Annotated in this window: 17 protein-coding genes; 9 read left to right on the top strand and 8 right to left on the bottom strand. The window is 34.3% G+C overall.

Translation table 11 applies throughout. The features are described 5' to 3' along the window. Positions 1-26: 26 nt before the first annotated feature. From VB264_RS05760 to VB264_RS05745, 4 genes are all read right to left on the bottom strand, one after another. Positions 27-395, bottom strand: a complete 369-nt coding sequence (locus VB264_RS05760) for a BlaI/MecI/CopY family transcriptional regulator (RefSeq protein WP_309916896.1) — start codon at positions 393-395, stop codon at positions 27-29. Between the two features lie 153 nt (positions 396-548). Further along, the gene (locus tag VB264_RS05755) at positions 549-1,214 is read right to left on the bottom strand and encodes a deoxynucleoside kinase (protein WP_323247559.1); all 666 of its coding nucleotides are present in this window, start codon (positions 1,212-1,214) and stop codon (positions 549-551) included. Positions 1,215-1,430: 216 nt separating this feature from the next. Then, positions 1,431-2,201, bottom strand: a complete 771-nt coding sequence (locus VB264_RS05750) for an SGNH/GDSL hydrolase family protein (protein ID WP_323247557.1) — start codon at positions 2,199-2,201, stop codon at positions 1,431-1,433. 103 nt (positions 2,202-2,304) lie between these two features. Then, positions 2,305-3,243, bottom strand: coding sequence for a glycosyltransferase (locus tag VB264_RS05745; protein ID WP_323247555.1), 939 nt, complete (start codon positions 3,241-3,243; stop codon positions 2,305-2,307). A 569-nt stretch (positions 3,244-3,812) separates the two neighbouring features. On the opposite strand from VB264_RS05745, the gene VB264_RS05740 reads away from it, so the two are divergent. Continuing rightward, positions 3,813-4,784, top strand: coding sequence for a glycoside hydrolase family 43 protein (locus VB264_RS05740; RefSeq protein ID WP_323247553.1), 972 nt, complete (start codon positions 3,813-3,815; stop codon positions 4,782-4,784). A gap of 387 nt (positions 4,785-5,171) precedes the next feature. On the opposite strand, the gene VB264_RS05735 is transcribed toward VB264_RS05740, so the two are convergent. Next, positions 5,172-7,499: a TonB-dependent receptor gene (locus tag VB264_RS05735; RefSeq protein WP_323247552.1), complete on the bottom strand. Its 2,328-nt coding sequence runs from the start codon at positions 7,497-7,499 to the stop codon at positions 5,172-5,174. A gap of 90 nt (positions 7,500-7,589) precedes the next feature. Continuing rightward, positions 7,590-8,378, bottom strand: a complete 789-nt coding sequence (locus VB264_RS05730; protein WP_323247550.1) for a LuxR C-terminal-related transcriptional regulator — start codon at positions 8,376-8,378, stop codon at positions 7,590-7,592. Positions 8,379-8,742: 364 nt separating this feature from the next. Between VB264_RS05730 and VB264_RS05725 the strand changes: the two genes are divergently transcribed. The 7 genes from VB264_RS05725 to trxA all read left to right on the top strand — a co-directional run bounded on the left by VB264_RS05725 (position 8,743) and on the right by trxA (position 18,492). Then, a complete protein-coding gene (locus VB264_RS05725; protein WP_323247548.1) occupies positions 8,743-10,251 on the top strand; it encodes a succinate CoA transferase in 1,509 nt (502 codons plus the stop codon). 256 nt (positions 10,252-10,507) lie between these two features. Beyond that, on the top strand, positions 10,508-11,209 hold the full coding sequence (locus tag VB264_RS05720; RefSeq protein ID WP_323247546.1) for an SDR family NAD(P)-dependent oxidoreductase: 702 nt from the start codon (positions 10,508-10,510) through the stop codon (positions 11,207-11,209). Positions 11,210-11,335: 126 nt separating this feature from the next. Then, positions 11,336-12,289 (top strand): SPFH domain-containing protein, encoded by a 954-nt coding sequence (locus VB264_RS05715; RefSeq protein WP_323247544.1) that lies wholly within the window; start codon positions 11,336-11,338, stop codon positions 12,287-12,289. 37 nt (positions 12,290-12,326) lie between these two features. Next, positions 12,327-13,127, top strand: a complete 801-nt coding sequence (locus tag VB264_RS05710; protein WP_323247543.1) for a hypothetical protein — start codon at positions 12,327-12,329, stop codon at positions 13,125-13,127. A 76-nt stretch (positions 13,128-13,203) separates the two neighbouring features. After that, positions 13,204-16,776, top strand: a complete 3,573-nt coding sequence (dnaE, locus tag VB264_RS05705) for a DNA polymerase III subunit alpha (RefSeq protein ID WP_323247542.1) — start codon at positions 13,204-13,206, stop codon at positions 16,774-16,776. A 108-nt stretch (positions 16,777-16,884) separates the two neighbouring features. Next, positions 16,885-18,033: a hypothetical protein gene (locus VB264_RS05700; protein WP_323247540.1), complete on the top strand. Its 1,149-nt coding sequence runs from the start codon at positions 16,885-16,887 to the stop codon at positions 18,031-18,033. Between the two features lie 135 nt (positions 18,034-18,168). Continuing rightward, positions 18,169-18,492 carry a thioredoxin gene (gene trxA, locus VB264_RS05695; RefSeq protein ID WP_309916624.1) on the top strand — a complete coding sequence of 108 codons (324 nt, stop codon included), beginning with the start codon at positions 18,169-18,171 and terminating at the stop codon, positions 18,490-18,492. 234 nt (positions 18,493-18,726) lie between these two features. Here trxA and VB264_RS05690 read toward each other — a convergent pair whose 3' ends face one another. Continuing rightward, positions 18,727-19,917: an aspartate aminotransferase family protein gene (locus tag VB264_RS05690; RefSeq protein WP_323247657.1), complete on the bottom strand. Its 1,191-nt coding sequence runs from the start codon at positions 19,915-19,917 to the stop codon at positions 18,727-18,729. 117 nt (positions 19,918-20,034) lie between these two features. Here VB264_RS05690 and VB264_RS05685 point away from each other — a divergent pair, with 117 nt between their 5' ends. Further along, on the top strand, positions 20,035-21,558 hold the full coding sequence (locus VB264_RS05685; RefSeq protein ID WP_323247539.1) for a S10 family peptidase: 1,524 nt from the start codon (positions 20,035-20,037) through the stop codon (positions 21,556-21,558). Positions 21,559-21,698: 140 nt separating this feature from the next. Here VB264_RS05685 and VB264_RS05680 read toward each other — a convergent pair whose 3' ends face one another. Continuing rightward, a complete protein-coding gene (locus VB264_RS05680; RefSeq protein ID WP_323247537.1) occupies positions 21,699-24,422 on the bottom strand; it encodes a T9SS type A sorting domain-containing protein in 2,724 nt (907 codons plus the stop codon). Between the last annotated feature and the right edge of the window lie 8 nt (positions 24,423-24,430).

Raw genomic sequence — 24,430 nt, 5'->3', positions numbered from 1 at the left:
GGTTAAATTTTGATATTTTAAAAGGTTTAGGAGTTGTCTTCAATTTGTGCAATCAATTTTTTAATTTCATCTAACTCTTCTTTAGAAGCTTGATGATTTCCCAACGTTTGCATGACTAGTTTCATCGCCGAACCTCGAAAAGCAGTATCCACAAATTTGTCTACTAAAAATTGCTGAGTGGCTTCTTCACTAATCGCTGCTTCGTATAAATGATAACGGCCTTCTTCTATACGTGATACTATCTTTTTTTCAAACATAATTTGAAGAAGTTTTAAGGTAGTAGTATAGCCGATATCTCTCACTTTCGACAATTCATCATTTACTTGTCTTACACTAGCTTTACCCAGCGACCAAAGTACTTGAAGAATTTGTAGTTCAGATTCTGTAGGTTTGATAGGTTCCATTTGCATTCAATATTTGTTACGAATTATTTCGTAACAAATATACTACGAAACAATTCGTATAAACAAATTTATCTACGAATATTTTCGTAAATAAATTCATAAGGCTATTATTTCACCTTAAACGGTCAATATGATGGCTGAAAATTATTCAGATTTATCAAATAAAGATGGGACGCTCAGTGGCTTAGGGCGTGGCGGGGTTTCATACAATAAAGCTTTATCAACTTGATTTATCACAAAAGCCAAATCTTCTGGGTTGTTGAGGTAGTCTAGATTATTCACATCTAGAATCAACAATTTGCCATAAGTATAGTTTTCAGTAAAAGCATCATAATGATTATTCAAATCTTGCAGGTATTCTACTGAAATATTAGCTTCAAAATCTCTTCCTCTTTTTTTGATTTGAGAAACCAACTTAGGCATATCAGCTTTCAAATAAATAGTAAGGTCGGGAGCTTTTACAGAAGTCATCATTAAATCAAAGATGCCTTTATAAGTTAGGTAGTCATTTTCAGACATAATACCACCTTGATAAAGATTCTGTGCAAAAATATAAGCATCCTCATAAATGGTTCTATCTTGGATGATTCGTTTGTTTGACTGCTGAATTTGTAGTACTTGCTCGAACCTGCTTTTCAAAAAATACAATTGCAAATGAAATGCCCAACGAGACATGTCTTCATAAAAATCAGCTAAATATGGATTTCCCTCCACAGCTTCAAATAATACTTCCCATCCAAAATGATCAGCCAATTTTTTAGCTAGCGATGTTTTCCCAGCTCCGATGTTTCCAGTTACGGCAATGTGCATTGTATATTTTTATTAAAATTGATGAATTAAAAAGTGGATATATGTTGTAAACCACCCATTTGGGGTGAACACTTTCTTTTAAAACAAATTGCTGACAATTTTAATTGACTGCCAGCATACAAATTTCGGTCTTTTTAGGTTTAAAATCAAAATACGTTTATTCGTTATGAACGATAATAAAGCAAAAAGACCTTCTTTCTGAAGGTCTAGGTAGTGCTAATATTTATACTTTTTCAAAAACTTCATTTTGCTACTGGCTTCTTTAATCCATTCACGAGCCATCAATTCATGCCCAAAAACTGTTGGATGAACGCCATCCCAAATCCAGTACTCGCCTTCAGCCTTTTTAAAGGCCTTATCGAACATCGCTGGATAATCAATCAATACAGCATCATATTCTTTAGCAAGTTTTTTCACTACCTCCGCTCTCTCATTAGTTTCTTTCTGCCAAGCCTCATAATTATCTTTCTTCGCTCTGATGGGATAGACAAAGGGAACACCCAATACAAAAATTATAGTTGGATTACTCTCTTTACATTGGTCTAGCAAATCTCTGTAACCTATCTCAAATTGTGCTACATTCAGTGATTCATTAGGTTTGGCAAAAACAGCATTTACATCGTTAATACCAATCAATAGACTCAATACATCAGGTTTCAAATCAAGTGTATCTTGTTTCCATCTTTTCTGCAAATCAGGGATTCTGTTTCCACTAATCCCTCTATTATAAAAAGTAAAGCCTGCTTCGGGAAAATCTGCTCCTATCCTACTTGCTACACCGTAGGCATAGCCATGCCCCATAATGTGGTTCGGGTCGGTGTTTCTTCCTCTATTTCCGTCAGTAATAGAATCTCCTTGAAAAAGAAACGTAAGCTTAGTAGGTATTTCTATTTTTTCAGCCCTTATTTCCGAAGGCTTTACGGTAGATACCAAGCCAGTAACAAAACTCGATTGAAGAAATATACGTCTTGTAAATAAGTTTTTCATGTTAAACATCAATTTGTTAGCTAAAAATCTTTTCTCATTATCAAAAGACGCTTAACAAACAAAATACTACTTATTTTTAGTTTTTCTTCAATAGAATCACTGACTATTTGATAGCCCACTGAATTGAGTATTTTGTATAGGGCAACAATGAAGGTTTTCTAACCATACAGCTAAAAAGCAAATTCCTATTTTTCCAGATAAGCATCATGAAAAACAGTTTATAAATAATATTATCAGATTTCTTTTCAAACAATTTATTCAGTCTACTTGTAAACTTCAATTGCTCTGCTGGTATTTTATTATATTTCAAAAATTGGCTCATGTGGTTGAATGCATCTTTGCGGTGCTTGATAAAACTTTGATTACCATTCGTTGAAAAGTCAATTGAAGCATTCTTACCATGCACTCTTTGAAAAACCAATATTTCATTCAAATAACTAACCCCACCATTACAAGCTGCTACGACGGTCATCCACCAATCATAGAAAAAGCCTTCGGCAATTGGAAAAGGAATTACTTCTTTTAAAAAGCTTTTCTTCACTAACATCGCATGACCACTAACAGTATTATAGAAAAACAACTTGCGTGGGTCATTACCTGAAAACCTTAGGTAGTTTGGTGTCGGTTGCGGATTCTTAGGGACTTCACCATTAAATCTAATTGAATCACAATGAATAATTGGCGTATCTTCTGTCCATGCCTCCATCAACCTTTGAATTTTATTCAATGCCCAAATGTCATCTTGGTCAGCAATCGCTATTATATCACCATTGGCAGCCATTAATGCTTGCTGGAAGTTGACATTAAAGCCTAAATTCTTTTCATTTTGCTGAATTGATAAAATAGGATACTTTACCTTTAATTCTTGTAACTTATCCCAAGTCCCATCTGTTGAAGCATCATCAAAAATAAGAATTTCCTTAAGTGGATACGTTTGATTAATAATACAGTCTAATTGTTCTTCAATAAAATTGATTCCATTATAAGTACACATTACTACACTGATACAACTTACAGGATTCTGGGGGGTCTCTAATGACATGATTTTAAAATAAGGATTAAAAAATAAATTTAGTATGGTTAATGATTGTTATACAATATGTACAAATGTTGTTCATTCGAATGAAATATTACTAATACCCGATTACATTTTATATGGATGAATAATAACTGTTACCAAAAGCTTATATTCATATGTAAAGTTACCGTATGTTAAGAATTACATTCCAAAACTCTTTCTCCAAAATGCTAATCATTCAATATCTTGTTCATAGTAAGGATTAACAAGCACACTCAATAAAATAATTCAATATAACTTAGGATTCATTTTTATTGTATATAACAATATGTTTAAATCTCTTAGCGATTTAAACATTGAAATTTTAAAGTAAAATGGTGTAAGATTTTTCTAAAATGCTGCTCTTTGAGCGAATCGAGGTGAGATTTTATTATAATTAGATATTTTAGGCTTCTTTTAGAGCCTATTTTCTAATTAATTCTTGGTTTAATACAATAAAATAGGCAGTTAGGAAAGATATTTATTGTTTGAATGTAATTCAAATAGGAAATCAAACATCATAATAAACACAACAAATATTGAGCCAATTATTTATGCGAAAACTAATTTTATTGATTATCCTTTTTACGTTTGTTCAACAAACGCTTTTTTCTCAATCCACTACAGCTGGTAATCCTGTTTTCAAAGGTTGGAATGCTGACCCAGAAGGAATAATATTTGATAAAACCTATTGGATTTATCCTACTTATTCAGCCCCTTACGAAAAACAAGTGTTTTTTGATGCCTTTTCTTCTAAAGATTTAGTGACTTGGACGAAGCATTCAAAGATATTGGATACTGCTAATGTGAAATGGGCTAAAAGAGCCATTTGGGCTCCTTCGATTATTAAAAAAGAGGGGAAATACTATCTATTTTTTGGGGCGAATGACATTCAGAGCGACCAAGAATATGGTGGTATTGGAATAGCCGTTGCCGACAAGCCTTCGGGGCCTTTTAAAGACTACCTCAAAAAACCTTTAATTGATAAGTTTCATAATGGGGCACAACCTATCGACCAGTTCATTTTTAAAGATAACAACGAATACTATTTGATTTATGGTGGCTGGAAGCATTGCAATATTGCTCATTTGAAAAAAGACTTTACTGGCTTTATTCCCTATTCAGATGGCAGTATTTTCAAGGAAATCACTCCTGAAAACTATGTAGAAGGGCCTTTTATGTTTAAAAAGAATGGTAAATATTACTTTATGTGGTCTGAAGGTGGCTGGACTGGCCCTGACTACTGTGTAGCTTATGCTATTGCCGATTCTCCTTTTGGTCCTTTTAAACGAATTGGTAAAATTTTACAACAAGACCCTAAAATTGCTAGAGGTGCGGGGCATCACTCTGTGATTAAAAATCCTAAAACAGACGATTGGTACATTGTATATCATAGAAGACCTTTGACAGAGACTGATGGAAATGCCCGTGTTACTTGTATCGATAAAATGTTTTTTGACGAAAATGGACTTATCAAGCCTGTAATTATTACGAATGAAGGTGTTGAGAAGAAAACGATTAAATAAAGAGATAAATTGAGTATTGAAATCAAAACATGAGTCATCCCGAATTTTTCCTAAAATTGTGCGTTTTGGAGACAATTTGTGAGGTTTTCTACTTAATTATCGTCTAGTCCTTACTTTTCTTTCCTTGATGAAAGAAAAGTAACCGCGCGGCGGACCGCAAAAGAAAATCAAGAATTCCTAATCGCATCGGCGAACCGACTCGCTCCGCTCAAACAGTAGGAATTCGGTGTTCATCAATCATAAAAAAACGGTCTAAAAACTAATTTCGACCGCTTTTTTATGATTTTGAAATTCGGGATGACTCATGTTTTGATTGATAGATGTAGATTATAGTTCCGTTAGGAACGCTACATGGGTAGAATGGTAAAACATCCTCAGTCCCTTCCCTTAAAATTCAACCCGATAACTTAGATTTGGAATAAAAAGTCCTTCACGGTATTCATCTACGACCTTAGTAAGATAATTGTATTGAAAACCCATAAACTCTTTATACATCGTAGCATTGATGATTTTTAAAGCAATTTCTCTACTAGATTTCGTCTTGTTAATCTTGAAGCTTGCCGTAAGGTGTGACGTAAAAGCTGAAGGCAATTGCTTCGAAAAAGCCAGCGTTTCATCAAATTTTGCTTCTTGAGCTTTTTGTGAAGCTTTTTCATCTAATGGTGAATAATGGTCACCTCCTTGATAACTCAATCGGATATTAATCCCAAATACATTTTGCTGATTTTTGCCCATTTGCCATTCTTTCCCCGTTAAAAAATTAAAAACATAATTTCTATTATACCTCGTATTTCGCCATACTCCGTCTCCTCCTCTATACGTTGAACTAAAAACAGAACCTGTAATCATATAATAAAAACCGCTTGATAAATACTTCTCAAAAGTAATGTCTACACCATAGTTCTTACCTTCTCCTGTATTTTGTAAGGCTTCTTTAAAAAACCAATCATTGGTTAAGTTAATGGTTGAGAAAGAACTATCTTTTATCACAGGTACGTTGAACAGTTTTTGATAATACCCTTCAATTTTTAAATGATGGAACTCCGACAAATTCAGGTCATACCCTAACACCAAATGATGTGCCTTTGTAAAGTCAAGGTTTTTATTGAGATTCTCTTGTCCATTTTTTACAAAGTAATAATTCAATCGTTCTAAACGGCTATGTAAACCATATCCAACACTGAAAGCCTGAGTTTCAGCAAAGCGATATTTTATACCCAAGCGTGGCTCAATAGTATAATGATTATTCAAGGTAAATAACTGCCCATTCGCCCCAACATTCATCGTTACCTTCTCTGAGAAATTAATGGTTGAATTCGTATAAGCTGAAAGCAAAAAGCTTTTGCCTTTTTCTGCTACCACTTTTTCCAAAGAATTACCAAACGTTGAAGCATTTTGCAATGAAATATCATAACGCATACTTGTTGCCACTAGCCCTGTTTTGTTAGTATGTTTTGAGCTAAACTTGGTATTTAAATATGAATTAAAAACAAGGCTGATATTTTGATTATTAATCCTGTTTTTAGGCAAAATCTGTGATATATCATTGATTCTGTCGGTTGTTAAATCAATACCATTGATTGTTGACGCAAAGGTTGTTTTTAAATACTGTGTATCGTTTAAGAATATTTTATGACTGATACCACTGGCCGCCATAAACTGTTTAACAGACTGGTTTTCTTTATCAGTATCGTATTTCCATTCCGCCTTATCCTCTTTTATCTTAGCACTAGAATTATCTAGTAAACCAATGCCCCAGAATGAAAATGTACCCGCCTTTTTAGTAGGAAAATTAAGCTTAAACGAAAAGTCTTGGTACTTTACACCACCTGCGTTATCTGGCAAAAGTGGCTCTAATAATGCCATCGTTGAATAGCGATAATTAAAAAGATAAGATGATTTACCCCCCGACTTAAATGGTCCTTCTGACGAAACATCAATGCCTGTAAGTCCCACTTGAAAAGTATGCTCGGCTTTGTTGTTATTGCCTTTCCGCATAAAAATATCGAATACTCCCGAAAGTGCATTACTATATTCAGCAGGGAACGCTCCAGAAAAGAAATCTGAATTGGCTAATAGTTGGCTACTAAGAGCTGTTAATCCTCCTCCTCCAAAACTACTCAAATCAGCAAAGTGATTAGGGTTTGGAATTTCTACGCCTTCTAATTTCCATTGTAAAGCTTGGGGATTGTTTCCTCGCACCACGATTGCATTGTTTCCTACATTACTGGTCACGCCTGCAAACGATGAAACCAATCTAGCAGGGTCATCAAATCCACCTGCATATCGTTTGGCTTCTTCAACACTCAGCATTCTTGCACTGAGTGTGGCTGTACTATTGAGAGGCTGTTCTTTATTCACCTGTGGTTTTACTGTAACTTCTGCCAACGTGGTGGTACTTTCTTTCATGGAGACAGTCAGGAAAACCTCTTTTGATGACGACAATAGAATCTCTTTCATCAAAATAGGCTCATAGCCAACCATGCTTACTTGAATGTTATATCTGCCTACACTTACATTGTTAATAGTAAAGTTTCCAGAGGCATCAGTCTGTGTGCCAAATTTGGTATTGAGGATTATAACATTGGCAAATGGAAGGGCTGTATTAGAAGCATTGTCGATTACTATCCCTCTGAGGGTCTGGGTAGGTTGTTGCGCTTTTGATGGGAACAAGAACATTCCAACAATCAGTAATAGTAGGTTAATTTTTAGCATAATTGTATGAATAAATCGGTTTAATGTGAAAGCACAAAGGTCTTTCATAACCTATTTTCATACAATACTGATTTTTCAGTACTCAACTCATTATATCAAGCCAAGCTTTGAAGCAAAAACAATGGCTTCCAGTGAATTATTAGCACCTAGTTTTCCTAAAACACGTTGTCGGTGGGTGTTTACAGTATGTACACTGATGGCTAATTTATCTGAAATCTCTTTACTTAAAAAACCATCTTTGACCAAATGAAGAATTTGAATTTCTCGTTGTGATAAAGCCACACTTGGTTCTTCCACAACTCCTTTGTGGTCATCTTTCAGAAAAGGAATTATTTTTCCTGTTCTAAAATTCAACAATTGGCTTTTTAAGCCCTCATTTATTTCCTGATTGGGCGATACATCGATAATACTGAGCGACAACCACATATTGCCATAAGCATCTAATTCCAATATCTGATGTTGTTCTACTACCCTGATGTATTTATCCTCCGCATTTAATATTCTATACTCATTAATCAACTTATAGTCGGTTTTCTGTTCTTTTGAAAAAGCAAAAAATAGCTTCAAGAGTGAGATTCCGTTTCTGGTAAGCTCCATTAAATCTTTAGGATGAATTTTGGTATCCAGAAAGATATAGTCTTTTACTTCAATCTGTGCTAAATCATAGCCCAGCAGACTACTAAAATTAGGAGAATAAAATACGTGTTCTTTTCTAAAAGAGTCAAAGACACTTACACCACTATTCCCCAAACGAGCCAAAGTATGCAACAGAGGTTTATGTTTTTCGAGAATAGCATAATCTAGTTCCTCCTCAACAAATTGTTGTTGGTTTAGTAATGTTATGTAGGTAGTGGTAATGTGTTGTTGTTCTTCAGTCATAGAGGTTCATTTATTATGCAAATGTATCTTTCAATTGGCTTATTTGATGCATCAAACTATTGAAGCTGTTTAAACTTTCCCTTTCGGGTTAAACTAAGTCTTTTAGAATAGCTTGTTCCAAAATTTACTCAACGTAGCGATGCTATGCTTCCCAAATTTTGAAAAAATCAATTCAAAAATACAATACTTTCACCTAAGAAACTGAAAGTTTAAACAGCTTCATTAATTTATTGGTATTAGTTCACCGTAAATGGCACACATTTTTAACATAAACTAATAATAGTCATGATTTAAAAAATTAATCGTCATAGTGTAAAAAATGATTTCCTCCGAATTTCGTGCTTTATAAAAGCTACTCAATGATATGAATCAAGAAAGAATTCAACCTACTAGTTTACGTGATAAAGTAATAACAGCCCAAGAAGCTGCCCAGTTTTTTAAAAATGGCATGACCGTTGGCTCAAGTGGTTTTACCCGTGCTGGTGACAGCAAGGCAGTCTTAAAAGCATTAGCAGCAAGAAAACATACTGATGAATTAAAAATAACTTTGATTACGGGTGCTTCATTAGGGCATGATGTAGATGGACAATTGGCTGAAAACAATATCCTTGCTAAAAGAATGCCATTTCAGACTGATAGCATCCTTAGAAAATATATTAATAGTGGCGAGGTTTTATTTATAGACCAACACCTAGGCGAAACTGCCGAATTGATTAATAATAAACATTTACCTGAAATAGATATAGCCGTAATAGAAGTGGCTATGATAAAAGCTGATGGTAGTGTTATTCCTACAACATCTATTGGCAACTCTGCCACTTTTATAGAAAAAGCAAAAGCAATTATCCTTGAAATAAACCTATCGATTCCGACAAGCATAGAAGGAATTCACGATGTGTTTTATCCTGGGGAATATCCTAATCGTAAAATTATCCCAATTACCCAAGCCAATACAATAATCGGGCAAAATAGCATTCCCCTAGATATTTCGAAAGTAATTGGTATTGTTTTCACCAATATCGCCGATAGCCCTGCTACTATTGCAGAACCTGATCAAAAGACAATCGCCATTGCTAGTTATTTGTTAGACTTTCTAAGAGACGAAATAAAGGCTGGTAGGCTCACTAATTCACTTTTGCCATTACAAGCAGGCATAGGCAAAGTAGCGAATGCCATCTTTGAAGGTTTTGTTGATAGTGAATTTCACGACCTTACGATGTATTCAGAGGTATTGCAAGATAGTACTTTCGATTTGATAGATGCTGGTAAGCTAACGTTTGCTTCGGCATCGTCAATCACTGTTTCATCAGCATGTTATGAAAAGATATTCATGAATTTTGATAAGTACAAGGATAAGATACTATTGCGTCCACAGAATATAAGTAATGCTGCTGAGGTAATCCGTAGGCTAGGCATTATTGCCATCAATACTGCCATAGAATGTGATATTTATGGAAACGTGAATTCAACCCACGTTTATGGTACAAAAATGATGAATGGAATAGGTGGTTCAGGCGACTTTGCCAGAAATGCTTACCTGTGCATTTTTGTTACGCAAGCGGCCTCTAAAGGAAATAATATTTCACACATCGTTCCGATGGTGTCGCATGTAGACCATACCGAACATGACGTAGATATTATTGTGACCGATTATGGTTTAGCGGATTTAAGAGGATTAGCACCTCGTGAAAGAGCGATTAAAATTATTAACAACTGTTCTCATCCAGACTACAGACCGTTGCTTTTAGACTATTATCAAAGAGCTTGTCAGGAAGGCGGACATACTCCTCACCTACTCAACGAAGCACTTGAATGGCAGGCTAGGTTAATAGAAACTGGAAGCATGAAAGTGGATGAATTTGCATTAGTTTAGCTCAATCAACAGTCAAAGATTATCATCAATCCCCTCCTTAGTTCGCTGATAATCTTTGACGCTACATTTATTTAAGTATCTGACGAAATATTTTTCAACAACCTAATAATCAATAAGTTTAACAAATTGAATGATTATTCAATTTGTTAAACTTATATCTCAAATACCTTATTTACTATATTTTTAATATTAAAAAAAACATTCTTGCTATACTTAAGTTCTACGAATAATTACTTATCAATAAATATCAAATTGAATGTCAAAAAATATATTAATTATCGGAGCAAGCTCAGGAATTGGAGAAGCGACTGCTCATGTTTTAATCAATAAAGGATTTACAGTTTTCTCGGCTTCTCGGACTACACCTTCAATAGCAGGAATTAAACATGTTACTTGGGATGCATTGAATCCAGACAATACGGTGTTTAATGAACTTCCTGACGTATTAGATGGCTTAATTTATTGTCCGGGTACAATAAATTTAAAACCCTTTCAACGCTTATCACAAGATGATTTCAAGAACGATTTCCAAGTAAATGTACTAGGTGCCGTTTCGGTTATTCAAGCGGTATTACCTAAGCTTAAAAAAAGCAGTAGTGCCTCAATCATTTTATATAGTACCGTTGCTGTAAAAATTGGTATGGGTTTCCATGCTTCTGTAGCAAGTGCTAAGGGTGCCATAGAGGGGCTTACTCGTTCTTTGGCAGCAGAATTTGCTAGTAATAAAATTCGAGTAAATTGTATAGCTCCCTCGCTAACGGCTACTCCTTTGGCGAAAAACTTATTATCGAGCGAGGAAAAGGTAGAAGCCTCTAACAAACGCCATCCCATTGGCAGATTTGGTCATGCAAAAGACATCGCAAACATTAGTGCTTTTTTAGTTTCTGAGGAAGCAAGCTGGATTACAGGACAAATATTAAATGTAGATGGCGGAATGAGCGCTATTAAAATGATATAAAATTACCTTTTATACGATAAATATACATTCTCTTACAATTATATGCGACAGCATCAAAGTTTTCCGTACTTTGGTGCTGTTTCTATATTTTTAATTTAATAACATATATACTTAAACCCCAAAACTATGAGTGCTTTAATTATTTTAGTGGTTTTTGCTTTCGTTGTGGTTTTTCTTTCAATTGTTATTGTCAACCAAGGTACGGTTGCGGTAATAACAGTTTTTGGTAAATACCATAGAGTGATGACGCCCGGCTTAAACTTTAAAATTCCGTTTATCGAATTTATTTTCAAGAGAATCTCAATTCAAAACCGCTCAATGGAATTAGAATTTCAGGCCATTACTTCTGATCAAGCAAATGTGAATTTCAAAGCCATGCTAGTGTATGCAGTGTTGAATCAGGAAGAACAAACTATTAAAAATGTAGCATTTAAATACATGGATGAGCGCTCGTTTATGCAAGCCCTTATTCGTACAGTAGAAGGAACTATCCGTGCTTTTGTAGCTACTAAAAAACAAGCGGAGGTATTGTTATTACGTGGTGAGATTGTATTGAACGTCAAGAATGAATTAGACGAAACCCTAGAACAATGGGGTTATCATTTGATAGATTTACAGTTGAATGATATTGCTTTTGACGAAGCTATCATGCGTTCGATGGCACAGGTTGTAGCATCGAATAACCTAAAGGCTGCTGCTGAAAACGAAGGTCAGGCGTTATTAATTACTAAAACAAAAGCTGCTGAGGCAGAAGGTAATGCCATTAGAATATCGGCAGAGGCAGAAAAAATTGCGGCACAGTTACGTGGACAAGGTGTGGCACTCTTCCGTGAAGAAGTAGCGAGAGGTATGGCTGAATCAGCTAAAGTAATGAATGAGGCTAATCTGGATGCTTCGCTAATACTTTTCTCAATGTGGACAGAGGCTGTTAAACATTTTGCGGAACAAGGTCAAGGTAACGTTATCTTCTTGGATGGTTCTACAGAAGGAATGGACAAAACAATGAAACAAATCATGGGTATTCAGCAATTAAAAGAAGGTGGTGATTATGTTGCTCCTAAATTGCCTGCTCAAAAATAGTTCTAATCCCTTAAATATTAAAGAGTATTTTTAATTTATGAAAAAAGTTTTGTTGGCTAGTCTAGCCCTTTTTCTTTTAAATAGTTGCAGTATGTATAAACCTTTTACATCTACTGTAAAACCAGAAGAGATTAAACAAATAGGAATTATACCTCCTGTTAATATTCTAAAGTTTATTGATATAAAAGAAAATGAAAATCCTGAAATTACCCTAAAGACAAAACAGTTAATGTACGATTTAACTGTAAAAACTACGGAAAAAACAGAGGATCTTTTAAATTTAGCAGGAATTAGCCACGAACAGTTACAACTTAGCGAAGAAGAAGTGCATATTTTAGATAGAGAGTTATTAACTTATGTAACTACATTTAGTAAACTAAGCAAAATAAATGGTAGTAGCGGTCTTTCTGAAATTGCTAATAATAAAAAAAATAGAGTTGTATTTGATAATATTATTGTTTCTGATGACGTCTTAAAAATAATAGAGAAAAACAATTCAAGATACGCATTATCTGTGGTCAGTTTTGGTACTACACGAACTCCTAAAGGAGATTCTACAAGACGATTAAAGAATACAGTAGGTGCAGTGGTAGCTACAGGTCTTGCGGCTGCTACTGGATTTGGCATGTGGGTTAAAGAATTGGCTTATGTAAATACAGTCTATGTGTTTATCTTTGATGCTAAAGAAAAAAGACTTGCTTTTTTCAAATCGAAAAGTGATGTGATTGACCCTCTTAATGATGTACTTACTAAAACACAACTATATTCTTGTTTTGAAGATTATTGGATTTGGTATCATCCTGAAGCTCAGAAGCATTTAAAAATTACAAAAAAATAAAAAATCATTTTATCCAAAAAGCGACACTAAAATTGTCGCTTTTTTGTTTATTTTGTACAAGTAAAAAACCAATTTGATGCAATTCTCTCATTTACACTGTCATACGCAATACTCTCTCTTAGATGGAGCTTCTAAAATTTCTGGACTTTTTGCCAAAGCAAAAGCTGATAATATGCCTGCTGTTGCCATCACAGACCACGGTAATATGTTTGGTGCTTTTCAGTTTGTGGCTGAAGCCAGTAAACACGAAGGTGTAAAACCTATTGTAGGCTGTGAGTTCTATGTAGTGGAAGACCGTTTTAAAAAACAATTTTCTAAAGAACAAAAAGACAAACGTTATCACCAATTGATGTTGGCCAAGAATGCCGAGGGCTATGCCAACTTAGTAAAGTTGTGTTCTTTAGGTTTTATTGAAGGGCTTTATGGTAAATACCCTCGTATTGATAAATCGCTTATTCTGCAATATCACAAAGGTTTAATTGCTACAACTTGTTGTATTGGGGCATCAGTGCCTCAGGCAATTTTAAGAGGTAGCGAAGAGGAGGCTGAAAAAGAATTTAAATGGTGGTTGGATATTTTTGGAGAAGACTATTACGTAGAAGTACAAAATCACCAAATACCTGACCAATTAAAATGTAATGAGGTATTACTGAAATTTGCTAAGAAATATAATGTCAAGGTAATAGCGTCAAACGATTCTCATTACTTAGATCAAAAAGATGCCAACGCTCACGATATTTTGTTATGTATCAACACTGGAGAAAAACAGGCTACGCCTACTTACAAAGATGTTGATGATGGCGAATCGGTAAAAGGAAAGCGTTTTGCATTTTATAATGACGAATTTTATTTCAAGAATACACAGGAAATGACCAAACTATGGTCGCATATTCCAGAGGCGATTGATAATACCAATGAAATTGTTGGTAAAATAGATACGCTGCGTCTGAAACAAGATATCATGTTGCCTAATTACGAAATTCCTCAGGGTTTTGTCAATCAGGATGATTACTTAGAACACCTTACTTGGGAAGGTGCCAGAAAACGATATGGTGAAGCTTGGGAAAGTATTGAAGTAAAAGACAGACTGAGCTTTGAATTACATACCATTCGTACAATGGGCTTTGCGGGGTACTTCTTGATTGTATCTGATTTTATCAGGGCTGGTCGAGAACTTGGTGTTTTTGTTGGGCCTGGTCGTGGTTCGGCGGCTGGTTCGGTAGTGGCTTATTGTATCGGCATTACCAATATTGACCCGATTAAGTACAACCTACTTTTTGAGCGTTTCTTGAATCCTGACCGTAAATCAATGCCCGATATTGATACGGACTTTGACGATGAAGGTCGCCAAAAAGTAATTGATTACGTGGTTGAAAAATACGGTAAACAACAAGTAGCCCATATCGTTACCTATGGTACGATGGCGGCTAAAATGTCTATCAAAGATGTGGCTCGTGTGATGGATTTACCGTTGAATGAATCCAATGAATTAGCCAAATTAGTACCCGATAAGCCCGGAACAAACCTTAACAGAGTAATGAATGCTCCGTTGATTGGTGAAAAGTCATTAGCCGAAAAAGAACAATTCCAAGCAGAAGATATTGAGAATGTTAAAAAACTTCGTGAAATCAGGCGTGAAGGGTCATTGCGTTCTAAAGTATTAGAAGAAGCGCTTGTTTTAGAGGGTTCAGTGCGTGGTACGGGTATTCACGCAGCTGGTATTATTATCGCTCCAAAGGATTTAACCGAAATCCTACCTGTTTATTCTTCTAAAGAGGTAAACTTATTAATTACGCAGTTTGAAGGAAAAATAATTGAAGATGCGGGTGTAATTAAAATGGACTTTTTGGGTTTAAAAACCTTGTCTATTTTAAAAGAAGCTTTACGATTGATTAAACAAAACCACGGGATAGATATTGATTTGGATAATATTCCTCTTGATGACGTCAAGACGTATGAATTGTATCAAAGAGGTGAAACCAATGCTACTTTCCAGTTTGAATCTGGAGGGATGCAAAAACACTTGTTGGATTTAAAGCCCGATCAGTTTTCGGATTTAATTGCCATGAATGCCTTGTATCGCCCTGGTCCTATTGCCTATATTCCTAACTTCATTGCCCGTAAACATGGTCGAGAGGAAATCGCTTATGATTTACCCGATATGGAGGAATATTTGGCGGATACTTATGGTATTACCGTTTATCAAGAACAGGTGATGTTGCTGTCTCAGAAAATAGCAGGCTTCTCGAAAGGTGATGCCGACGTTCTGAGAAAGGCGATGGGTAAAAAAGATCGCTACACACTTGATAAAATGAAAAGCAAGTTTGTAGATGGAGCCAAAGAAAAAGGACATCCTGAAGATAAACTCAATAAAATCTGGACAGACTGGGAAGCATTTGCACAATATGCTTTTAACAAATCTCACTCTACTTGTTATGCTTTTGTGGCCTATCAAACAGGTTATTTAAAAGCCCATTATCCATCAGAGTATATGGCGGCGGTGATGTCTAATTCGCTAGGCAACATCGAAAAGATTACCTTCTTTATGGAAGAATGTAGACGTATGGGCTTGCCTGTATTAGGACCAGACATCAATGAATCGTATCGTTCTTTTGCAGTGAACAAAAAAGGTGAAATTCGTTTTGGTTTAGGTGCTATTAAAGGGACTGGCGATGCAGCAGTAGAGAGTATCATTGAAGAAAGGGATAAAAATGGTGCTTACAAAGATATTTTTGATTTTGTAAAAAGAGTAAATCTTAGAACGGTTAACAAAAAGACGTTGGAAAGTCTGGCTTATGGAGGAGGTTTTGATTGCTTTGAGGATATTCATAGAGCTATTTACTTTGCTGAGGTAGAAGGCAGTAATTTTATAGAAAAAATTATCCGTTATGCCAACAAGGCTGTTGAAGTAGCTGCTTCTGCCCAAGGTTCGCTATTTGGAATGCTTGGCGACGGTGGTGGTGGAGACCTCGCAACGCCTAAAATCCCTTTGATTGAAAAATGGGGACAAATGGAAAAGCTGAAATTTGAGAAGGAAGTGGTCGGAATTTATATTTCGGGTCACCCATTAGATGAATATCGCTTAGAGCTAGAAAGCTTTTGTAGCTGTACGCTTGACAGAGTAATGGAACCTATTTTCAAAGGAAAAGAAGTTTCTGTAGGGGGAATTGTTACTAAAGTTGTCGAAAGGTACTCAAAGAATGGAAATCCATTTATGCTTTTTACCTTGGAAGATTATAACGGAAGCTATGAATTTGCTTTGTTTGGTGAAGATTTTGTAAATCTTTCCAAATACATTGCTCCTAATAGGTTCTTGTATATAAAGGGACAAATTAAAAACCGTTGGGGTCGCCAAGATGAATGGGAGTTTAAACCTGTTTCTATTCGATTATTATCTGAAATTAGGAATCAATTTTCTAAAGAGTTAAAGATAAGCATTGGCTTGCAATTAGTAAATTCTATCTTTATTGAACAGTTAAATAAGTTGGTAGCTAAGAATCAAGGGACTTGTAATTTATCCGTCACGGTCTATGACCCAGAAGATAAGGTAGAAGTAACGATGCTTTCAAGAAAAAATAAAATTTCACCAAGTAATGAATTCCTCAATGAATTACAATTAATTCAGGGAGTGACGTATAAACTTAATTAAGTTGTGAATGAGTGAATTGTGAGTTAGTGATACTGAAAAGAATCTTCTTTAATATTTTCTAACTAAAATCACTCATTCACAATTCACTAACTCACAATTATAAACCTCATGCTTAAAAAATTATTCATTTTTACTTTACTAGCCTATTGCACTTGGAACTGTAGTTCTGGGAAAAAAGCCCTTGAACAAGGCAATTATGATGAAGCCGTAGAAACGGCTATTAATAGATTACAAAAAAGTCCAACCAATACAAAAGCTCAACAAGTATTAAAACAAGCTTTTCCTGCTGCACTCAATTTTCATTTAACCAAAATTGAAGATTGGAAACACTCACAAGAAAATTTTCGTTGGGAACGTGTGGTGGCTGAGTATCAACAGATTCACCATTTAGCTGATGATTTAGTAGCTTGTCAAGCTTGTTTAAAAGTAGCAGGCACACCCAAAAGGTTTTATGATGCATTACAAACTGCTAAAATTTTAGCAGCAGATGAACGATTCGCTGAGGCACAATCTGCACTAAGCCAAGCCAATAACAATCGTAATGCAGCTAAAGATGCTTTCAATAATTTTTCGGTAGTTCAAGAATTAGTACCTACTTATCCTAATATTAAAGCCAAATTGGATGAATCGTATGAATTAGCGAGCATTGATGTTGTAGTAGAACAAGTAAGCGTTAATTCTCCAACTTATGCTTTAAGTAATGAGTATTTTCAGGGAAAAATTAACGAATTTTTGCGTACTAATCCCAAATTAAATCAATTTGTACGTTTTCATGCACCTGAGGAGGCAGAACTAAATAAATTAAAGCCCGACCAAATCATTCATTTACAATTTGATGACTTTATTGTAGGACAAACATACGTAGAGACTAACACTAATACTGTAACAAGCAAAGACAGTGTGAAAGTGGGAGAAACGACCGTAAATGGAAAAAAAATAGCTGTTTATAATAAAGTAACAGCTAAATTGACACAATCTAGAAAAGCGATTACGTCAAAAGGAATATTAGATTTTCAGGTGATTGATTTTAAAACTAAACAAAAAGTTTATCAAGATAAAATAGCAGGAGAATTCGTTTGGGTAAATGAATGGGCAAATTTTAATGGCGACGAAAGAGCTTTAACAAAACAACAACTTAGCCTTACTAGAAACAAAGAACTCTTGCCACCTCCTCCACAGCAATTATTTACTGAATTTACCAAGCCTATTTACGACCAAATTACTAGAAAAATAAAAAAATATTATGAAAATTATTAAAAATAATAGCATTAATCATTTGAATATCAACAGGAAAGCTTAAAACCTTTTTGTTTTACCAAAACATAGGAACTAAGATGTTAAAACATTTTGTTTTAACTTTGAGAAAAGAAATTAACTTAATTAAAAAATAAAATGGGAAAATACGTAGTAGCAACCGATGATAATTTTCAAGAATTAATCAATTCAGATAAACCAGTATTAGTAGATTTTTGGGCAGAATGGTGTGGACCTTGTAAAATGATTGGACCAATCGTTGAAGAATTGGCTGGTGATGTAGAAGGACAAGCTATTGTAGCTAAAATGGATGTTGATGCAAATTCAACTGTTCCTTCAACTTTAGGAATTCGTTCTATTCCTACATTATTGATTTTCAAAAATGGAGAATTGAAAGAAAGATTAGTAGGTGGAAATATTCCAAAAGCTGTGTTATCACAAACTTTGTTGAAACACGCTTAGTTTTGAGCTCAGGGTTTATGAGTCTAAAGCTTATGAGTATTTAAAGTGAGTTTAGCGTTTATAAGTTTAAAGTTTATGAGTGTCTAAATTACATTAAATTACTTATTAAAAAAGAGGTCAAATTGCTAAATCAATTTGACCTCTTTTTGTTTTTATTCATAAACTTATAAATCTATCATACATATACTCATAAACCCTAAACTATAAACTCATAAGCTTTAAACTCATAGACTTCTAAATGCTGTCTAAAATTACCGCACAAGCTTTCCTAATTTCTTCTTCGGTAATAATTAAAGGCGGTGCGATTCTCATTGAATTATCACAAAACAAAAACCAATCAGTTACTATTCCTTTTTCGATGGCTCGGTCGATAATAGACTTCAACGTATCAAAATCTTCAAACTCAACCGCCATCATCAAACCTTGATTTCTTACTTCTTTGATTTTTTCATGCACCAATAGCGATTTGAATAAAGTAGCTTTAGCCTGCACTAATGCCAAGAGGTTTTCATCAAGAATCACGTTTAGTGTAGCTAATGACGAAGCACAACTTACTGGATGCCCACCAAAAGTAGTAATATGCCCCAGAATAGGATTGTTTTTAAATACACCCATCACTTCATGATTGGCAATAAATGCCCCTATCGGCATCCCTCCTCCCATTCCTTTGGCACAAAGCAGTATATCTGGATAAATACCAAATTGTTGAAATGCCCAAAAAGTACCTGTTCTACCAAAGCCCGTTTGTATTTCATCTAAAATCAACAGCGTTTTAGTTTCCTCACAGCGTTTTTTTAAGGCTAAAAAATATTCTTTTTCTGGAATCCTTACCCCTGCTTCTCCACCGACAATTTCAATAATTACGGCAGCAGTTTTTTCAGTAATTAAAGCAATATCTGCTATTACTCCATGTTGGATATTTCTGATACTTGGCAAAAGTGGGCGAAAATTTCTCTTGAAATTCTCACTTCCTGATAGCGACAATGCTCCTTGGGTAGCACCATGATAGGCATTAAAGCACGAAATGATTTCTTGTCGCCTCGTAAAACGCTTTGCCAATTTCATTGCCCCTTCTACTGCCTCCGTCCCAGAATTAGTAAAATAAACATTATCTAAAGGTTTTACATTACTTTCAGTAGGCGTCAATGTTTTTACCAACGCCTCCGCCAATTCTACTTGTGGGGTTTGCACATATTCGCCATATACCATTAAATGCAAGTATTTATCTACTTGGTTTTTAATGGCTTCAACCACTTTAGGATGACGATGTCCAACATTTGACACCCCAATACCTGAAATTAAGTCCATGTATTGTTGTCCATTTTTTCCATACATATACACTCCTTCAGCTTGCTCAATTTCTAAGGCTAACGGAAAATCAGACGTTTGGGCAACATTTTTTAAGAATAGTTCTCTATGTGTAATCAAGATTTTGTATTTTTAGTTGATAAGTATTTCTAATAGCTTTAAGCAATAAGCCTAAGCTGAGAGATTTCAGTAAACACAAAATTACAATTCATTCATCATTTAACTAACTCCCAAATGAAAAAACACTTTTTACTATTATTAGTACTACTATCATTCTGTTCTTTTGCCCAAGAAAAGACAGATTTGAAAAGTATTCAACAAGCCAATGCCATAGTTCCTTCCTCTTCATCAGTTCCTGCTCCAGTCGTTACCAAACACCAAACTATTATCAATGGTCAGCCTATTTCATACACGGCTACTACGGGTTATATGACTTTGAAAGACGAAGCTGGTAAACCAAAAGGCAACATTTTCTTTATTGCCTATACCAAAGACGGTGTAACAGACATTACCAAACGCCCAATGACTTATACTTTTAATGGTGGTCCTGGGTCTGCATCAGTTTGGCTTCACATGGGTGCTATTGGTCCTAAAAGAATTTTGATGTCGGATAAAGGCGATGCCTTAGCTCCACCTTATAAATATGTTAACAACGAATATTCTTGGCTTGATAAAACTGATTTGGTATTTATAGATCCTATCAATACTGGTTATAGTAGAGCAGTAAATGGCGAAGACTCTAAACAATTTTTGGGTTATGTGGAAGACATTGAGTCTGTCGGAGAATTCATCAGATTGTACACAGTAAAATATGGTCGTTGGTCTTCTCCGAAGTTCTTGGCTGGCGAAAGTTATGGTACTACTCGTTCTGCTGGACTTTCGGGTTATTTGCAAGACAAATTCAATATGTATATCAATGGTATTTCTTTAATTTCTTCGGTATTAAATTTCCAAACCATTCTATTCGACAAGGGAAATGAATTGCCGAATATTCTATATGTACCTACTTACACAGCCATGGCTTGGTATCACAAAAAAATTGCGAAGGAATATCAAGGGGATTTACAGAAAGCCTTGCGTGAAGCCGAACATTTCGCTTTAAACGAATATGCTACAGCATTGATGAAAGGTGATTTATTACCAGAAGATGAAAAAAAACAAATTGTTCAAAAACTCAGTAAGTTGACGGGTGTTTCAGAGGCTTTTATCAACAATGCTAATCTTCGCATAGAAATCAGTCGTTTTACCAAAGAATTACTACGTGATGAAGGAAAAACTGCTGGACGCTTGGATGGACGTTTTACTGGGATTGATTATGATAATGCTGGAGAAAGATATGAATTTGACCCAAGTTTGGATGCCACCATTTCAGGGCCCTATTCTACTACAGTAAACAACTATTTACGTCAGGATTTAAAATATGAAAACGATTTGCCCTATTTGATGCTGACAGGCAGAGTACAACCTTGGAATTATAATAATGTACAAAACAAATATTTGAACGTAGCCGAAACGTTGCGACAAGCAATGGCTAAAAATCCTTATTTGAAAGTATGGATACCTTCGGCTTATTATGATTTAGCCACGCCCTATTTTGCAGCAGAATACGTGGTATCACACATGGGTTTGCGACCAGAACAACGTAAGAATATAAAATTCACCTACTTTGAATCGGGACACATGATGTACATTCACAAAGCATCATTGATTAAACTGAAAAAAGAGGCAGATGAGTTTTATGATGAGACGTTGAAGTAAATAATAAAAATAAAAGCCTTGACAGAGCAATTTGTCAAGGCTTTATTTTGAAATGTTGCTATTGAAAAGCAACATTACGTAAAACGAATAGATATAGGCTGATGCGGGAATCAATCTATGAATACTTACCTTACAATTTATTAGTCCATAACAAATTTCAACACAGAAGAGATTCCACTCTTTTCAATTAAACGGATAAAATAAACTCCTTTGGGCAAAAATTGAAGATTGATTTTATTCTCTTTCAACAAACTGGTTGGAACAATCTCTACTCCATGTATATTTATAATTTCGTAGTTTAAAAAGATTTTATCAGATTTAATATTTAAATAGTCATGTCCTGGATTGGGATACAAGCTTACTTTAGACTGTAATTCTTCATCAGTAGCCAATAACAAAAGAACTTCAATAGTTTGGTTAATTGCAGGAGCGGGCTCATATTTATCATTACCTGCTTGATTTGATTCTATTATTATTTTGCCTGTACTACCTGTCAATTTCAGATTATTTCCAAGAATAGTAGCCGAACCAGAGGTAACTTTAAAACTAACTGGTAAATTACTTGTAGCAGTAGCATTTAATGATAACTCCCGAATATTTTGATAAATTTCTGATGGAAGTTGTGTAAAATTGATAGTCTGAGCAACTTTAGAAACCGTAATTGCTAATATCATTGAACTTGCTTCAAATTTACTATTCGATGCTTGTGAAATTGTAATATTGGCTTTCCCAGCTTTTATTACTTTAACAATTCCACTTGAAGTAACTGTTACCGCATCTCCTGAAGTGACACTATATGTAATTTGCCCATCTGAAGTAGAAATCGGATTTAAAGTAAAATCAGCATCACCTACTTTTTTATTAATTGCTTCTATATTAGTGAATACAGGCATTAATAAATTTACAGTAATTGTTACTATCCTTTCTGCCGCTGCATATTCTGTCGTAGCAAGCTGGCTAATTTTGACTTTAGCTACTCCTTTTTTTAAAATTTTAATTTTACCATCTGTAGATAAATTGATTGCGTCTCCACTGATAAGGGTATAAACAAATGGAGCAGTAGAAGAAGCAGTCGGAGTTAACAAGAAATCTGTTTCACCGATTGTTTTAGTAATATCTGGATTTAGAATAATATTTTCTTTCAGCTCTTTTCCATTAGGCGTATACTTAATTTTAAAAATTTGATTTGAAATAATATCAGCAAAATACAAGTAACCTTTATAATATTTCAACAGATAAGATTGGTTTCCAGTAAAATTACCTGAATTATCAGCAATATTAAGTTTAGAAGCAAGCATAACCCCTTGCTTATTATAAGCATACATTGTAAAACCTTTTCCACCATAAACATCTCTTATTCCTACATGAATTACGCCATATTCATCGATTGTCATACCAATAACAGAAGTGCCAAATTCTCCAATTGCTAAATTGTAAAAATTCACTTCTTTACCATTTTCATCTAGTATTAATAAATTAAATTTATTATTTGATTGGCTAGTTATTAAGTAATAATATCCTTGTTTATCCCTAACCATGCTCTCAAGAATTTTATTTTCTACTAGATTACGTTTATAATTTCCTTCCAAATCATAAATACTTACATAATCTTTGGAAGAATTTGTATTCCATAACGCAATTATTTCTTTTCTAGTTGAGTCAATGTTTAGATAGTTTAGATTATCCGTATTATTAAACCCTATAATCTGTTTTTTTGTATTATTTTTATAGTTAGCACTATATAGTGTCCTGTCTTGAGAATTATAGTGTATTAATTCACTAGTTGATTTGATACTAATAATGGGTGCCGAATAATAGTTGGTTTTATTAAAGTTTATTCTTTGCAAAAACTCACTACTCAAACCAAATTGTTGAATTTTATTCCAATCATATATCCATAATTTGTCATTTTCGTCAAAATTAAAGTCCTCAATATAATATAATGAACCATCTGAGTCACTAGATTTTATAAAGCCAGCAATTTTCTTCCCATCTAAAGTAAAAGTATTATATCCAGAAAGAGAATGGGCTATCAATTTATTAGAAAAGACAGCAACAACATTCAGAACAGAAACAGTTGAACTTCCAAATTCTATACTCGACAATATCTTACCTGTTTTATCAAATACTTTTATAGTATAATAATCAGATGCTCCATAAAATTTACCATTCTCATCTATGGCTAATTTACCCTTATATATACAATCGAATTTATTAATAAAATTACCTTGAACATCAAATTGTTGCATTGTATTATTATTTACAACAAAAAGATTATCATCTTTATCTACAAACATCTGAAAAATATTTCCAGTAAACTCTCCATTATTTGTACCTTTTTTCCCGATAGTTTTTATAATTTTTCCATTTCTATCTAATAATGTAATCTTATCTCTTGTCCCAATATAGAGGTTATTTTTAGAATCAGTGGCAAAACTCATTGACCATATTTCACTATCTAAATAGGATGTCAGATTTCTAATATTATAAACCATAGAGCCATCTTTTGCAAAGCAAAAAATTTGCTTATTACTCTCACAATAGACAATAATTCGGTCCTCTTTATCAATTGTTATTTCGCCTATTTCATTAAATGTCTCATTATTTAAAGCTTTTGATAAAACAGGAAATTTATATTTATTTTTAATTATCCCTTGTTCATCTACTTCAATAACTAATTTCCTTGTATATGGATCAATAAAATAGATTGATTGATTTGACACACAATAAGTGTTGACAGTATTTTTAAGTTGTTCTCCAATCTCACCAAAACCTCCAAAGGTTTTTTCTATGCTGTAAGATTGTGAAGATATTGATGAGGTAAAATGTAAAATAAACGTTAGTAGAAGTATTACTTTTTTCATTTAAAGAG

This window comes from Arcicella aquatica (assembly GCF_034928825.1).
GTDB lineage: Bacteria > Bacteroidota > Bacteroidia > Cytophagales > Spirosomataceae > Arcicella > Arcicella aquatica.
The sequence above is the reverse complement of the archived record's forward strand: the minus strand, read 5'-3'. Positions and strand labels throughout refer to the sequence as shown.

Coding starts and splice junctions, on each gene's coding strand:
- VB264_RS05755 (WP_323247559.1), bottom strand. CDS start 1,214: ATGCACATTGCCGTAACTGGAAACATCGGAGCTGGGAAAACATCGCTA.
- VB264_RS05750 (WP_323247557.1), bottom strand. CDS start 2,201: ATGAAAAACTTATTTACAAGACGTATATTTCTTCAATCGAGTTTTGTT.
- VB264_RS05745 (WP_323247555.1), bottom strand. CDS start 3,243: ATGTCATTAGAGACCCCCCAGAATCCTGTAAGTTGTATCAGTGTAGTA.
- VB264_RS05740 (WP_323247553.1), top strand. CDS start 3,813: ATGCGAAAACTAATTTTATTGATTATCCTTTTTACGTTTGTTCAACAA.
- VB264_RS05735 (WP_323247552.1), bottom strand. CDS start 7,499: ATGCTAAAAATTAACCTACTATTACTGATTGTTGGAATGTTCTTGTTC.
- VB264_RS05730 (WP_323247550.1), bottom strand. CDS start 8,378: ATGACTGAAGAACAACAACACATTACCACTACCTACATAACATTACTA.
- VB264_RS05725 (WP_323247548.1), top strand. CDS start 8,743: ATGAATCAAGAAAGAATTCAACCTACTAGTTTACGTGATAAAGTAATA.
- VB264_RS05720 (WP_323247546.1), top strand. CDS start 10,508: ATGTCAAAAAATATATTAATTATCGGAGCAAGCTCAGGAATTGGAGAA.
- VB264_RS05715 (WP_323247544.1), top strand. CDS start 11,336: ATGAGTGCTTTAATTATTTTAGTGGTTTTTGCTTTCGTTGTGGTTTTT.
- VB264_RS05710 (WP_323247543.1), top strand. CDS start 12,327: ATGAAAAAAGTTTTGTTGGCTAGTCTAGCCCTTTTTCTTTTAAATAGT.
- dnaE (WP_323247542.1), top strand. CDS start 13,204: ATGCAATTCTCTCATTTACACTGTCATACGCAATACTCTCTCTTAGAT.
- VB264_RS05700 (WP_323247540.1), top strand. CDS start 16,885: ATGCTTAAAAAATTATTCATTTTTACTTTACTAGCCTATTGCACTTGG.
- trxA (WP_309916624.1), top strand. CDS start 18,169: ATGGGAAAATACGTAGTAGCAACCGATGATAATTTTCAAGAATTAATC.
- VB264_RS05685 (WP_323247539.1), top strand. CDS start 20,035: ATGAAAAAACACTTTTTACTATTATTAGTACTACTATCATTCTGTTCT.
- VB264_RS05680 (WP_323247537.1), bottom strand. CDS start 24,422: ATGAAAAAAGTAATACTTCTACTAACGTTTATTTTACATTTTACCTCA.